General features: G+C 42.3%; 13 protein-coding genes, 1 pseudogene and 1 riboswitch. Of the genes and pseudogenes, 5 read left to right on the forward strand and 9 right to left on the reverse strand.

What is annotated here, in order from left to right; genetic code table 11:
- Positions 1-21 precede the first annotated feature (21 nt).
- The 4 genes from parE to nudF form a co-directional block, all read right to left on the reverse strand.
- Positions 22-1,917: a DNA topoisomerase IV subunit B gene (parE, locus tag KDJ85_RS03030; RefSeq protein WP_225818425.1), complete on the reverse strand. Its 1,896-nt coding sequence runs from the start codon at positions 1,915-1,917 to the stop codon at positions 22-24.
- 87 nt (positions 1,918-2,004) lie between these two features.
- Positions 2,005-2,586, reverse strand: coding sequence for an esterase YqiA (gene yqiA, locus KDJ85_RS03035; protein WP_225818426.1), 582 nt, complete (start codon positions 2,584-2,586; stop codon positions 2,005-2,007).
- A gap of 6 nt (positions 2,587-2,592) precedes the next feature.
- Positions 2,593-3,432, reverse strand: coding sequence for a 3',5'-cyclic-AMP phosphodiesterase (gene cpdA / locus KDJ85_RS03040; protein WP_225818427.1), 840 nt, complete (start codon positions 3,430-3,432; stop codon positions 2,593-2,595).
- 978 nt (positions 3,433-4,410) lie between these two features.
- Positions 4,411-5,049 (reverse strand): ADP-ribose diphosphatase, encoded by a 639-nt coding sequence (gene nudF / locus KDJ85_RS03045; RefSeq protein ID WP_225818428.1) that lies wholly within the window; start codon positions 5,047-5,049, stop codon positions 4,411-4,413.
- 309 nt (positions 5,050-5,358) lie between these two features.
- Between nudF and tolC the strand changes: the two genes are divergently transcribed.
- The 3 genes from tolC (at position 5,359) to KDJ85_RS03060 (ending at position 9,025) form a co-directional block, all read left to right on the forward strand.
- Positions 5,359-6,750 carry an outer membrane channel protein TolC gene (gene tolC / locus KDJ85_RS03050; protein ID WP_225818429.1) on the forward strand — a complete coding sequence of 464 codons (1,392 nt, stop codon included), beginning with the start codon at positions 5,359-5,361 and terminating at the stop codon, positions 6,748-6,750.
- Between the two features lie 400 nt (positions 6,751-7,150).
- Entirely contained in the window at positions 7,151-7,855 is a 705-nt protein-coding gene (locus KDJ85_RS03055; protein WP_047755625.1) for a DUF1190 family protein, read from the forward strand.
- Positions 7,856-7,861: 6 nt separating this feature from the next.
- Positions 7,862-9,025, forward strand: coding sequence for a glutathionylspermidine synthase family protein (locus KDJ85_RS03060; protein WP_206083695.1), 1,164 nt, complete (start codon positions 7,862-7,864; stop codon positions 9,023-9,025).
- A gap of 81 nt (positions 9,026-9,106) precedes the next feature.
- On the opposite strand, the gene ygiD is transcribed toward KDJ85_RS03060, so the two are convergent.
- Complete coding sequence (gene ygiD / locus KDJ85_RS03065) at positions 9,107-9,910, reverse strand: 4,5-DOPA-extradiol-dioxygenase (RefSeq protein ID WP_225818430.1); 804 nt, start codon at positions 9,908-9,910, stop codon at positions 9,107-9,109.
- Between the two features lie 498 nt (positions 9,911-10,408).
- Complete coding sequence (gene ribB / locus KDJ85_RS03070; protein ID WP_225818431.1) at positions 10,409-11,062, reverse strand: 3,4-dihydroxy-2-butanone-4-phosphate synthase; 654 nt, start codon at positions 11,060-11,062, stop codon at positions 10,409-10,411.
- A 158-nt stretch (positions 11,063-11,220) separates the two neighbouring features.
- A riboswitch (FMN riboswitch) is annotated at positions 11,221-11,372 on the reverse strand.
- Positions 11,373-11,644: 272 nt separating this feature from the next.
- Here ribB and KDJ85_RS03075 point away from each other — a divergent pair.
- Together KDJ85_RS03075 and ubiK are read left to right on the forward strand one after the other, a co-directional pair.
- Positions 11,645-12,343, forward strand: a complete 699-nt coding sequence (locus KDJ85_RS03075; RefSeq protein ID WP_225818432.1) for a DUF3592 domain-containing protein — start codon at positions 11,645-11,647, stop codon at positions 12,341-12,343.
- A gap of 181 nt (positions 12,344-12,524) precedes the next feature.
- Positions 12,525-12,791, forward strand: coding sequence for a ubiquinone biosynthesis accessory factor UbiK (gene ubiK, locus KDJ85_RS03080; protein ID WP_206083691.1), 267 nt, complete (start codon positions 12,525-12,527; stop codon positions 12,789-12,791).
- Between the two features lie 34 nt (positions 12,792-12,825).
- On the opposite strand, the gene KDJ85_RS03085 is transcribed toward ubiK, so the two are convergent.
- From KDJ85_RS03085 to hldE, 3 genes and pseudogenes are all read right to left on the reverse strand, one after another.
- A complete protein-coding gene (locus KDJ85_RS03085; protein ID WP_225818433.1) occupies positions 12,826-13,182 on the reverse strand; it encodes a type II toxin-antitoxin system HicB family antitoxin in 357 nt (118 codons plus the stop codon).
- Positions 13,175-13,448 (reverse strand): annotated as a pseudogene (locus tag KDJ85_RS03090) (type II toxin-antitoxin system HicA family toxin). Before KDJ85_RS03090 ends, KDJ85_RS03085 begins: the two are co-directional and overlap by 8 nt.
- Positions 13,449-13,608: 160 nt before the next feature.
- Positions 13,609-15,036 carry a bifunctional D-glycero-beta-D-manno-heptose-7-phosphate kinase/D-glycero-beta-D-manno-heptose 1-phosphate adenylyltransferase HldE gene (gene hldE / locus KDJ85_RS03095; RefSeq protein ID WP_225818434.1) on the reverse strand — a complete coding sequence of 476 codons (1,428 nt, stop codon included), beginning with the start codon at positions 15,034-15,036 and terminating at the stop codon, positions 13,609-13,611.
- Positions 15,037-15,068 lie beyond the last annotated feature (32 nt).

Below are 15,068 nucleotides of genomic sequence, written 5' to 3' on the forward strand. Positions count from 1 at the left end.
TACTCTTTTTATCGCAGGATGTTAGACATCAATTTCAGCCATATCGCCTTTTTCTTGCAGCCAATTACGGCGATCTTCTGAGCGTTTTTTCGCCAAAAGCATATCCATCACTGCAAGGGTTTCTTGGTAGTTTTCATCATCGATGATCAACTGAACAAGGCGACGAGTATTGGGATCCAACGTGGTTTCACGCAATTGCAGTGGGTTCATTTCCCCCAGCCCTTTAAAGCGCTGAACATTTGGTTTCCCACGTTTACGACTTAACCTGTCGAGAACCGCATTTTTTTCGCTTTCGTCTAATGCGTAAAAGGTTTCTTTGCCTAAATCGATACGATACAACGGCGGCATTGCCATATACACATGCCCCGCTTTCACTAACGTTGGGAAATGGCGTACAAATAACGCACACAATAATGTGGCGATATGCAAACCATCCGAGTCCGCATCCGCAAGGATACACACTTTGCCATAACGTAACTGGCTTAAATCTTCGCTGTCAGGGTCGATACCAATCGCCACAGAAATATCATGAACTTCCTGTGAAGCTAGTACTTCATCAGAAGATACTTCCCATGTATTCAGTATCTTACCGCGAAGCGGCATAATCGCTTGATATTCACGATCTCGGGCTTGCTTCGCTGAGCCCCCTGCCGAGTCCCCCTCAACAAGGAACAATTCTGTCATACTTAAATCTTGCGAGCTACAATCCGCCAGCTTGCCTGGTAATGCAGGGCCGCTTGTCAGCTTTTTACGCACCACTTTTTTCGCAGCACGCATCCGACGTTGAGCGCTTGAAATAGCCATTTCAGCAAGTTGCTCTGCAATTTGTACATTTTGGTTTAACCACAGACTAAAGGCGTCTTTGACCACCCCTGAAACAAAAGCAGCACATTGGCGTGAAGACAAACGCTCTTTGGTTTGCCCTGCAAATTGTGGGTCTTGCATCTTAACTGAAAGCACATAAGTACAGCGCTCCCAGATATCATCCGCAGATAATTTTACACCACGAGGCAGGATATTACGGAATTCACAGAATTCACGCATCGCATCCAGCAAACCTTGGCGCAACCCATTTACGTGAGTACCGCCTTGTGCTGTTGGAATCAGGTTCACGTAGCTTTCAGTGAGCAGCTCACCGCCTTCTGGTAGCCATAATAGTGCCCATTGCGCCGCTTCCGTTTCGCTAGAAAACTCGCCAGTAAAAGGTTTTTCTGGCAAGGTTTCTAAGCCATCAACGGATTCCATCAAATAATCCGTTAACCCATCACTGTAGCACCAGCTTTGCTCTGTATTATTGAGCTGATCCTTAAACGTGATTTTCACGCCAGGGCATAAAACCGCTTTGGCTTTTAAGTTATGAGTTAGACGAGAAACTGAAAATTTCGGACTATCAAAATAGCTTCCATCAGGCCAAAAATGCACACTGGTACCTGTATTACGCTTCCCACAAGTACCAATTACATGCAAATCTTCGACTTTATCACCATTTTCAAAGGCGATTTGGTAAACCTGGCTATCACGACGCACAGTCACTTCAATACGTTTTGATAACGCATTGACGACAGAAATACCCACTCCATGCAAACCACCTGAAAATTGGTAGTTTTTATTAGAGAATTTTCCTCCTGCGTGCAACTGACCTAAAATCAATTCAACTGCGGAGACTTTCATTTCTGGGTGAATGTCGACTGGCATTCCGCGCCCGTCATCAATTACCTCAAGGGATTGATCTGCGTATAAAATAACTTCAATGTGCCCCGCGTGCCCAGCAAGCGCTTCGTCGACACTATTATCAATTACTTCTTGAGCCAAATGGTTCGGCCGCGAGGTATCGGTATACATCCCCGGACGACGGCGAACAGGCTCCAAACCACTGAGGACTTCAATAGCCTCTGCGTTATAACTAGATTGAGTCATGTTGTCATTCTGCGGTAATTGGTGATTAATTGAACTATTCAATCAGTGAGTTACTGGTGATAATAACAGTGTTCATGCGTTTTAGCACTATTTCTCTACTAATTGAAGAAAATGAACAATTTGAGAAAAGTAAGCGTCAAAACCAGTAAAGGCATGATTACCGTCAGGTTCTACAGTCTGTTTACACTTTGAAAGATAGGTAACAGCTTCGCGATAATCAAGTACTTCATCACCCATTTGTTGTAACAGCCAAATTCGATGAGATGCAGAAAGCTGTTCAATATGGAGTGATTTTAGCTCGCCAATATGTTTTGGTTCCAGAACATACTGTTCATGAGTATAGGGATTAATATTGACACCCAAATAGTCTTTCAGCAAGTCAAACGGGCGTACAGCAGGGTTGACTACCACTGCGGGAAGGTGGTAACGCTCTGAAAACCAAATCGAAAAATAACCGCCAAGGGATGAGCCAACTAAACCAATGCGCTCATGACGATGCTGTTGAATTATCTCATCCAACGTCGCTTCGGCTTGCGCAGGGAAATTGGGTAATTGAGGCACAATCATATGAATGTGTGGATAATTAACCTCAATCCATTGTTTTAAGTGAGTGGCTTTTTCCGATAAAGGCGAGCTATTAAAGCCATGAATATAAAGTAACGTGGCCATAGTGAATTAATAACCGTCTGAGTCTAGATCAGGGCTAAACTCACGTGTTTCTAAGCGATGCACCGTTGTCGTAATATGCCTTTGCCCTTTTTCATTCACGCTTAATTCAAGGTATCGCCAACCAGGCGCAACAGTATCTAATGCAAAGTTCGTACAGTGTGGCTTAAATTGCACGCAAGTCGATGGGGTCGCTAATAAACGAATTCCATGCCAATTTTCATCCATTTCCTGATGAATGTGCCCGCAAAGCATCGCTTTCACGTTCGGATAATTTTTTAAATAATCCGCTAAGATATGTGAGTTTCTTAAACTATGCTGATCAAGCCATGTACAGCCCGATGGCAGGGGGTGATGATGCAGCATCACTAATGTAGTGCGTTGTGGTTGTGCATCTAAACTCACTTTCATCCATTCCAACTGCTGCTCAGAAAGCTCTCCGTGAGGAACGTCTTGCAATTGGCTGTCCAGCATAAGAATTTGCCACTCATCACCGATCAAGATTTGCTTCGCACTCGAAATCCCAGCCACTCGCAGGCTTTCGACCATTGCAGGAGGATAATCGTGATTTCCAGGGAGCCAAACACAAGGTGCGGGAATACGTTCGATGCCTTTTGCAAAGTGTTGATAAGCTTTTGGTGATTGGTCTTGAACCAAATCCCCTGTCGCAACGATCAAGTCAATTGGGAGATTTTGTGCTGCGATAGCATCAAGTACCGCCTGATAGCTTCGATACGTATTTACACCTAAAAGGGTATTTTCTGTATCAGCAAACAGATGCGTATCAGTAACCTGTAAAATTCTCACTACTTTAGAGTGCTTTGCAGTCACTTCAAGCTGGCTATCCAAAAGTCTTCCTTTTCCATAAATATTGTTTATGCCTAATCTATTCTATTCATTACAACTATACAAAAACTCAACGCACTTGCAGTTAGCCTATCTAGCTTATGAATTCTCTTCATCCCCCCAACTGAATTACTCTAAATAATTCAAGTTGCAAGAAGGCGGCAAGCTAAGCAAGCCCAAGGAATATACACAAGTATGTGACTTGGGTTGCGCAGTGTAGCAAACACACTTGCAGCTTGCTGTAAAACCTAACTTATTACACGCATTGAACAACTACACACCCTAGCAATACACTGAATTACTCTAAATAATTCAAGTTGCAAGAAGGCGGCAAGCTAAGCAAGCCCAAGGAATATACACAAGTATGTGACTTGGGTTGCGCAGTGTAGCCAACACACTTGCAGCTTGCTGTAAAACCTAACTTATTACACGCATTGAACAACTACACGCCCTAGCAATGCACTGAATTACTCTAAATAATTCAAGTTGCAAGAAGGCGGCAAGCTAAGCAAGCCCAAGGAGCATACATGAGTATGTGACTTGGGTTGCGCAGTGCAGCCAACACACTTGCAGCTTGCTGTAAAACCTAACTTATTACACGCATTGAACAACTACACGCCCTAGCAATACACTGAATTACTCTAAATAATTCAAGTTGCAAGAAGGCGGCAAGCTAAGCAAGCCCAAGGAGCATACATGAGTATGTGACTTGGGTTGCGCAGTGCAGCCAACACACTTACTGCTTACTGTAAAACCTAGATTATGACACGCCCTAGCAATGCACTGAATTACTCTAAATAATTCAAGTTGCAAGAAGGCGGCAAGCTAAGCAAGCCCAAGGAGCATACATGAGTATGTGACTTGGGTTGCGCAGTGTAGCCAACACACTTGCAGCTTGAAGTATGACGAGTAATTGGAGTATGACGACTAATTAGTTAAATATCTGCTAATCAGCACACACTTCACTAGATTAATTGTTCTTTAAGAGAGTTTCATCCATTTTTCATTAAGTTTTTGATAGTTGAGCTGTAACCACTGAATGGCAATGACTGTTGCTGCATTATCAATTGTGCCATTTTCTACCCACTGGTATGCTTTTTCTCTACTAATAACATGAACTTTGATATCTTCGTTTTCTGAAGCTAAACCGTGAATACCTTTAGCTTGAGTGCTATCGACTTCGCCAACAAATACGTGCATGCGCTCTGTTGTCCCGCCAGGGCTTGAAAGGTAGCTGAGCGCTTTTTCCGCATGGCGGATCTCTAGGCCGGCTTCTTCTATTGCTTCACGGCGAATGACCTCTTCTGGGGATTCATTTTCTTCAATCATCCCGGCTACGGCTTCAAGCAACCACGGCGTTTCGCTGGTTTCTATTGCTGGAAAGCGAATTTGTTCAATCAGCACAACATTATCGGTTTGCGGGTCATAGGGTAAAACAACACCAGCGTGACCGCGCTCAAAAACTTCACGGCGAATTTCGTTGCTCCATCCACCAGCAAACAATTTGTGGCGAAATCGGTATTCCATCATTTGAAAAAAACCGTTAAATAATTTACGCTTGGATATAATTTCAACATCATTTTTGCCATATTTAATTGGCTGTTCTATTTTATTTGTCATTGCATTCTCCAAACTCACTAATTTCCATCTTAAGGAAATAATTGTGGATTAAAACTGTTTTTAAGGTTTTTTAACCTCAGATGAGGTAATGTTTAATAAAATTGAGACAAAATGGCACAAAAGGCTACCGTGAATTCAAACGAACCTCTGCTACAATAAGCGCCATTATTCAAATCTAAGAGCAACATAGGGTCTGTTTTTTTATGATTGTCTCTAAAACGCATATTTTTATATCAAAGGCCTCAATTAGGCATGGTACGTTTTAGGCAACAGGCTCAACTTAATTTGCTGTTTAATCAAGGAATCAAAATGAAGAAACTGCTTCCCCTTTTAATTGCGATGAGTTTTGTGGGTCTCAGTACCAATAGCTACGCAGACGATTTACTGCAGGTTTACCAAAAATCGAAAGAAAGTAACCCTGAGTTAAGAAAATCATTAGCTGAACGTAATCAAGCTTTTGAAAAAATTAATGAAGCTCGCAGCCCATTATTACCTCAATTAGGTTTAGGCGCAGGGGCAAGTTACGGTAGTGGTTACCGCGATGCGAATAACACCGAAAGCACGGGTTTAAATGCGTCGCTGAAATTAACGCAAACTGTTTTTGACATGTCAAAATGGCGTCAACTGACGATTCAAGAAAAAACGGCAGGGATTTCTGATGTCACTTACCAGACTAGTCAGCAACAATTAATTTTAGATACCGCAACTGCGTACTTTAACGTTTTAAAAGCAATTGACGCGCTATCTTATATTGAAGCCAATAAAGAAGCGGTTTATCGCCAATTAGACCAAGTTACTCAACGTTTTAACGTTGGCCTTGTGGCGATTACTGACGTGCAAAACGCCCGTGCGAACTACGATAGCGTTATCGCACAAGAAGTTGCGGGTCGTAACGACTTAGAAAATGCAATTGAAAAACTGCGTCAAGTCAGCGGTGTATACTATAACCAACTGGCATCTTTAAATATCGAGCGCTTTAAAACCACTGAGCTGGGCGACATCAACGCTATCTTAAAAGAAGCAGAAGAGCGCAACCTTAGCTTATTAAGTGCACGTTTAGCTCAAGACGTTTCTCGTGAAAACATCCGTTTAGCAGAAACAGGCCATATGCCAACGGTGAGTCTCGATGCATCAACCGCAGTAACCAATACCTATAACCATGGTAGTGGTTACAACAATAGCTTAACAGGTAAAGGTGCAAGCAACAGTTATAATGGGCAAAACAGCATTGGCTTAAACTTAAGCATTCCTTTATACACTGGTGGTGCAACGAGTTCACAAGTTGAACAAGCACAATATGGTTTCCAAGGTGCGAGTGAGCAACTGGAAAGTGTTTACCGTAATGTGGTTCAATTAGTACGTTCATCATTTAATAACGTATCTTCATCTATCAGTAGCATCAATGCATACAAACAAGTGGTTGTGTCTGCACAGAGCTCATTAGATGCGATGGAAGCAGGTTACCAAGTAGGTACACGTACAATTGTTGACGTATTAACATCAACAACCGCACTGTACCAAGCGAAGCAAAACCTGTCTAACGCACGTTATGACTATATGATTAACCAACTGAATATTGAATTTGCTCGCGGCACATTAAACGAAGATGACATTGCACGCTTAAATGCTAACTTAGGCAAAGAAATTTCCACTGAGCCAAGCAGCATTATCCGTAATACCAATGCCCCTCAAATTAAATAATTTGATCGTTTAGTTTTAGATAAATAGAATGACCCGCTGTATTGGCGGGTTATTTTTTATCAAATCGTAAAGAAAACCCTCTAAATCACTCGTTTTGCTTCAATTGAATCAGTTAAAACAGTTTTCCCTTCCCCCACTTATAAAATTCAGTGAATTCTCACTTTAGTTATTATTAAATAGTTCAAAAAACAAGCTCAAATTAATTCATTGATATTCAATGGAATATCTCTATTTCTTTTTCAGTTTTAATCATCCTTTCCTCAAAAAAGAGAAGAAAGTTACAAAAATGATAATTTCAATCTATTTCCGCTATATTTCTGCTTTAATTTTCAACGTTTATCCCCTATCCTAGAGGTAACTTATAAAACATCTTACTTAAATTTTATTCAGGGTAATTACCATGACCATGAAGCGTACTAAAGATATTAATCAAAACGCCTTCCGCAAGTCTTGGCGTTCATACCGTTTAGCGCCTGTTGCTGTTGCTGTCAGTGCCGTATTTATGCTTTCTGCCTGTGAAGAAAGCGATGAAACAGTATCTCTGTATACCAATGCGCAAGATTGTAGCCAAGCAAACCCATCTCAAGCAGAACAATGCACATTGGCTTATAACAATGCATTACAAGAAGCGGCAAAAACTGCACCTAAATATGCAACGCAAGCTGACTGTATTGCAGAATTTGGTGAGTCTATGTGTACTCAAGCCCCTGCCCAAGCAGGTCTTGCAGGCACAAGTTCAACCAATGGCGAGCAAACTGCACAAGCACAAAGCAGCGGCGGCAGCATGTGGATGCCATTAATGATGGGTTATATGATGGGGCGTATGATGGGCGGTAGTGCGGCATCCCAACCACTGTTTAGCTCGAAAAACCCAGCAAGCCCTGCAAACGGCAAATTTGTCGATGCATCAGGTAAAAGCTATGGCCCTGCGGTTGCAGGTGGTCGTTCAATGAGCGTACCAAAAACCGCAATGGCACCTAAGCCACCGACCACATCAACCGTCACTCGTGGTGGTTTTGGTGACACCGTTAATAAACAAGCGATGGCACAACGTTCGTCTTCATCTGCAAAATCAACGTCTTCTTCCCGTTCAATGGGTGGTTGATCAGTAATGAAACGAGTTCCCATTGTTGAGCGCCCAAATTGGCGCGAAAAAGCCTCCGAGTTTGGTTTTGAATTTCACACCATGTACGGCGAGCCGTACTGGTCTGAAGATGCGTATTATCAATTCACTATGGCACAAATCGAAGAGATTGAAGATGCAACCGCTGAGCTGCATCAAATGTGCCTAAAAGTGGTTGAGCGTGTTATTGAAAGTGACGAATTATTGGCACGTTTTCAAATTCCTAAGCACTGCTGGGAATTTGTTCGTAGTTCGTGGAAAAGCGAGCAGCCTTCACTGTATTCACGGCTTGACCTTGCCTACGATGGCGTTAATCCTCCTAAGTTACTGGAAAATAACGCAGACACGCCAACATCATTATATGAATCTGCATTCTTCCAATGGATCTGGTTAGAAGATCAAATTGAAGCTGGCAAACTCCCTGAAAATGCGGATCAATTTAACAGTATTCAAGAACAGTTGATCGAACGTTTCACTCAACTTAAAGATCAACATGGTTTCCGTCTGCTTCACATGTCTTGCTGTCGTGATACGGAAGAAGACCGTGGCACAGTTCAATATTTACAAGACTGTGCCAACGAAGCGGGTGTTGCAACCGAGTTCTTATATATCGATGAAATCGGTTTAGGTGAAAGAGGCGAATTCACTGATACACAAGATCAGGTTATCAGTAATCTGTTTAAGCTGTATCCGTGGGAATTTATGCTACGTGAAATTTTCTCTACCAAGCTACAAGATGCTGGCGTTCGCTGGTTGGAACCCGCATGGAAGAGCATTATTTCTAATAAAGCCTTGCTGCCGATGTTATGGGAAATGTTCCCTGACCATCCTAATCTACTCCCTGCCTATTTTGCTGATGGTAAAACTCAGCCAGAGCTCGATAAATATGTGATTAAACCGCTGTTTTCTCGTGAAGGCGCCAACATCCGTATTATTGAAAATGGCAAGGAAATTGCCGCTGCGGATGGCCCATACGGTGAAGAAGGGATGATTATTCAACAATTCCACCCACTACCGAAATTTGAAGGTAGCTATACCTTAGTCGGAAGTTGGTTGGTAAATGATCAACCTGCTGGGATTTGTATTCGTGAAGATAAAGAGCTGATCACCCAAGATCTGTCCCGCTTTTATCCACATACGATCATAGACTAATTGTATATAAAGTTAAAAGCTAAGCCCAAACATAGTAATATGATTTGGGCTTTTCATTAGTAAATTCTCTAGCAGAAAGACTTATCCTATCTGAATAGACAACATACTTAACGATGCTGACACAATTCCTTCAATGGGTGTACTGATCCCCTCTTCACCATCCCAAGTGCCTAAAATTGGTAAAATAGGCAAGTAGTGTTCCGCGGACGGGTTTGATAATTTGCCATCTTCCCTTTCTAACCCTTTAGTTAGCGGGTGTGGGATCGTTTTACTTTGCAAGTTATCGTAGACAAATTGTTCAAAAGATAAAGCCCATGGATAAGGCTCTGCCTGTGCATTTTGCCAATTCATGGCGCGCAGATTATGCACCACATTACCACTGCCCATGATAAGCACGCCTTGCTCTCTAAGTACCGCCAATTTTTTACCTAATTCGTGGTGCCAAGTCGCAGGTTTTGTGCCATCAATACTTAGTTGGATCACTGGAATATCAGCTTCTGGGTACATGCGAACTAAAATTTCCCATGTCCCGTGGTCAAGTCCCCACTCTTCCTTATCGAGGAAAATGGGTTCTGGTGCTAATAAATTTGCAACCTGTTGGGCAAGTTCTGGTGAACCTGGCGCTGGGTATTCAATTTGGTATAACGCTTCTGGAAACCCGCCAAAATCATGAATAGTTTTGGGCTTTAACATCGAGGTCACCGCCGTGCCGCGGGTATACCAGTGCGCTGAAATCACCAATATCGCGTTTGGACGAGGTAAGGTTTTGCCGAGCTGTTCCCACACTTTGGTATAAGGATTATCCTCAATAGCATTCATTGGGCTACCATGGCCTATGAAAATCGCGGGGATCTTGTTATTTACGACTGAAGTATTTGCCGACATGATGATTTCAACTCCAACTCAATTAGTTTCTGCTTACAGCATACGCTTTTGTGTAAAAAACACAGTGGCCTAATTATGAGTATGATCATCAAAAAAATTGAAAAGGCCACGAGGTGTGCAACTCAGTGGCCTTCATAAGATTCTATATGCTTAACGTACTATCAATAACTTAAATAACTTAGCTGAAATTAGCCTATTCATATTTAAGTTAAAAAAACGAACTCTTCCTCGAAATACAATGAGGACATCCCTCTAAATAGTTCGAGTTAGCGCAAGGTGGCAAAACAAAGCTATCCCTAGGAGCATACATAAGTATGTGACTAGGGTAGCTGCGTGAAGCCAACGCAGTGATCACTCGAAATATGACGAGACAATCCTCTAAATAGTTCGAGTTAGCGCAAGGCGGCAAAACAAAGCTATCCCTAGGAGCATACATAAGTATGTGACTAGGGTAGCTGCGTGAAGCCAACGCAGTGATCACTCGAAATATGACGAGGATCAGCTCGCTTTCTTTTCATGCTGCAAACGATATTGTACTAAATCCTCGATAGTCACTACCGTCAGGCCATGTTGCTTACCAAAAGCCGCCACTTCTGGCGTACGTGCCATTGAGCCATCATCGTTGGTCAATTCACATAACACCCCTGCTGGTTTAAACCCTGCTAATGAGGCTAAATCGATAGAGGCTTCTGTATGACCACGACGTGCTAATACACCACCTTCGCGACCACGTAATGGGAAGACGTGTCCTGGGTGATTAAGATCTGCTGGGACTGCGTTATCCGCAATAGCTGCACGAATGGTTGTAATACGGTCTGCTGCCGAAACGCCAGTGGTAACACCGTTTGCCGCTTCAATTGTCACCGTAAAACCTGTTTGATTTTGGCTGGTGTTATTTTCTACCATCATTGGCAGTTCCAGTTTTTTGCGACACTCTTCAGTGATACACAGGCACACAATACCGCTGCTGTAGCGAATGGTGAATGCCATTTGCTCTGCGGTCATGGTTTCTGCTGCAAAAATTAAATCGCCTTCGTTCTCACGATCTTCATCGTCCAGAACTAAAACACCCTGACCTTTGCGTAAGGCCTCGATTGCTTTTTCAACACGTTCGATTGGATTACCGAATTCGGAAAGTAGCGTATGATCCATGGTAAAAACCTCTTAAATAGTTATTAACTAGTTACCAGAATCAAGGCAGTCTTAGGATTACGAGAAATGATGAATAAATAAATTGCCCATAAATGGCAACCTACCTATTCAGGTATGCAGAACATGATTGTGCATTACGGCACAAATATGCAGATACAGTTAATTCTCTCCCATCCGGACTATAACCGTCGGCTCCAGATTTACACTGGATCTGCTGACCTTTACCACCAAAATGATAAAGCGCTCGCGGGCTTCATGCGCGTTGCATGTTACCGCCGGTGGGGACTTTCACCCCGCCCTGAGATAAACGCAATTAATATAACGCCAATAATTCAACTACGCAACGGTGTCTTTCAAAACTGGCGAGCCTCTCACACTTTTGGCCAAAAAACATGAATAAAAACCTATAGTTATCAGGGGTAATTAAAATGTAGGCATAACCTGTTACCACCAAGGCATAAAAAATCGCAATAAGACGTAAATTGTCCTAAATATCAGTCTAAAAATCACACTTAACTAAAATAATTTATTGACTTGTATAATAATAACCAGCAAGAAAAATATCATTAAAGGAATACTAGGGTGAAAAAGTACCGTTTTATCTTTCCCATCTTTTTAGTCATCGGCCTCTTATTTTTGGTCGGAACTGCTTTTGCGCTTTATTCTGGTATGGATATGGCAAAAAATGGTATTAAAACAACAGGAATAGTCACCGATCTCGACATTAGTGTTTCGGAAGATAAATCAAAAACCTATTTTCCCATTATCGAGTTTACGACCCTAGAAAATCAACAAATTGAGTTTCGCTCGTCAATGGGGAGTAGCAGTTATCGAAACAGCATCGGTCAATCCATTGATGTACTTTATAATCCAACAAATCCACAAGATGCCATCATTGATTCACTCTTTGGTGTATATGGACTGAGTATCATTTTAGGTATTTTCGGCGGTGTATTTACATTAATTGGTGGCGTTCCTGTTATGTTCGGCATCACCAATAAGAAAAAAAGTACCCGTTTATTGCGCGAAGGTACGCCAATTCAAGTAAAAATCACAGGTGTTGAAGAAAATACTATGATCCAAGTGAATAGACGTTCTCCTTATCAAATTATTGCGGATGTCCATGATAAAGATACAAATACAATTAAGCGTTATAAAAGTGAGAATATTTATTTTGACCCATCCCCTTATATTGATAGGGAAAATGTGACTATTTATCTCGATAGAAGTAATGCCAATAAATATTATATGGACATCCGTTTTTTACCTGAATTGAAATAACGTTAAATTGACCATCTTGGGTAATTCCGCCCTTAAGGTGGTCATTTCTCCTTCAGTCTCATTCCCCCTTGCCTCCTTGTGCGCCAAGTATCATAAGGAAACAGGAAAAGAGTTTATTACCGCGACAAGAGGTATTACACTACCCCCAACTCATTTCTCAAAAAAATTTAAGGACCCGCGAATGCTCGATCCGAAAAAACTTGAACAAGTTGCTCGTCAAATTCAAGGTGCTTTACCCCAAGGCGTACGTGATTTAGGTGAAGATTTTGATAAAAAACTGCGCTCACTGTTACAGTCACAGCTTGGCAAATTAGACTTAGTCAGTCGCGAAGAGTTTGATATTCAAACTCAAGTGTTGTTACGCACTCGCGAAAAATTAGCCAAAATGGAACAACGCATTAGCGCCCTTGAAGCCAGCCTAAGTACTGAAGAAAAAACAGCTGAGTAAACCGAACAGTGACGCCCTAATTGGCGTCACATTTTTATTTATTAGACACTAACTCGCGTTCTAATAACTGTACGATATACTGGTTTTTAGAGATATTATGCGCGGTTGTCGCCGCATTTAAATAAGCTTCCAAACGGCTAGGGTAGCGTAACGTAAATGACTTCACCGTGCCTTCATCTTTAAATGGCGGTATTCCTTCCTCACGACAGCTTTCAATATAATCACTTAATGAGATTTGCCCTTCTTTTTTCAGCCCTTCAATGCTATCGGAAACAAAATCGCAATAACCGCTCACATCCAAAAACTGGCCACGAAAGGCTTTAATGTCTGCTTCATAGGTGACAGAAGCAGGATGCCCATTAATTGTCATGACATTACCGCCTTTAATCATATTCTACCCCTATTATATTTTCTAACCATTCACGTAACCCATTAACAGCGCCCTTATCCATCGTATTACCTGGATGAGGTTGATGTGTCAGAAGCAGTGAACCAAATAAACTTGCGCCGTGATCCATTGCCATTTTTAATTTTACCGCCTAGATGATTGATTAAACTGATCACCTCATCCCATCTAATGGCCGATTTAGGTGGGATAGTCAGTATATCAACCATGGTTTTACGGTGCTTAGCACTCAATTCCCTGATTTTGATCATCGGCTATTCCATGACGTCATTAACTGATATCAAATTAAAATAAAAAAACAATGACGTCAACGTGTGACGTCACTGTTTTTTAAACGTTGAATAATAAAAAACCCAGCTTTAGCAATATCACCAAAGCTGGGTTATCAATAATTAACAAACTAATCAGTAATTAGCTGGTTTTCATAATATTTTTAATAATGTTCGTCGTTGAAATGCCATCTTCGAAATTAAGCACTTTAACTTCACCACCCGCAGCCCAAACCTCAGCACTGCCTGCAATGTCTTCAGGGCGGTAATCACCACCTTTAACCAGAATGTCAGGGAGAACTTCTGCAATTAAACGTTGCGGGGTATCCTCTTCGAAAGCGACGACCCAATCCACCGCACCTAGTGCACCTAAAACTGTCATGCGCTGCTCTAATGGGTTTACAGGACGTGTTTCACCTTTAAGTCGACGAGTTGATGCATCGCTATTTACCGCAACAATCAGTCTATCACCCAATTTACGTGCATTGGCTAAATAGGAAACATGGCCTGCGTGCAGAATGTCAAAACATCCGTTAGTCATCACTACGCGCTCACCACGTTGCCTTGCGTTGGCAACTGCTTGTTTGAGTTCGCTTTCGGTCATAACACCAAAACCCGTATCCGCACGGCCACGGATCGCGTTTTCCAATTCAATTGGAGAAACAGTGGATGTCCCTAATTTGCCGACAACAACACCAGCGGCGGCATTCGCTAGTGCACACGCTTCATGTAGCGGACGACCAGAAGCAATTGATGCCGCTAATACACCAATCACCGTATCACCTGCACCTGTCACATCAAACACTTCTTGTGCCTGTGTAGGTAAATGTAATGGCGCTTCATCACGGCGAATAAGGCTCATGCCTTGCTCTGAGCGCGTAATTAATAATGCTTTTAATTCCAAGGTATTTAGTAACGCTATCCCTTTTTCTTCAACATCTTGATTTGTCTTGCAAGGCCCAACGATGGCCTCAAATTCAGACATATTTGGCGTCAATAACGTGGCACCACGGTAGCGTTCAAAATTGTTCCCTTTAGGGTCAATCAATACGGGCACCCCCGCTTTGTTCGCTAGCGCGATCATTTTTTCAACGTGAGTTAATGCCCCTTTTGCATAGTCAGATAGCACTAATGCACCGATATGCGGCAACGCTTGCTCGATACGCTCTAAAACGGGTGCCACATCGACATTGTCGAAACCTTCTTCAAAATCAAGACGGATCAGTTGCTGGTTACGAGACAGAACGCGTAATTTTGTAATCGTTGGATGCGTTGGAATAGCAACAAAATCGCAGCGGACTTGCACGGCATTTAAGTTTTCTGTCAATGCTTTCGCCGCATCATCAATCCCTGTTAAGCCGACAAGACGGGAATTTGCACCTAGTGATGCAATATTCATCGCAACGTTCGCTGCTCCGCCTGGACGCTCTTCAACCATCGTTACTTTAACCACTGGTACAGGGGCTTCAGGAGAAATACGGTTTGCGGGGCCATGCCAATAACGGTCTAACATCACGTCGCCAACCACCAGCACACCGGCTTTTTTGTAATCCGGAAGAGTTACTTTCATCCTGCACTCCAGTTTTAAAAAGGAAATTTGAT

The organism is Providencia vermicola (assembly GCF_020381325.1).
Lineage (GTDB): Bacteria > Pseudomonadota > Gammaproteobacteria > Enterobacterales > Enterobacteriaceae > Providencia > Providencia vermicola.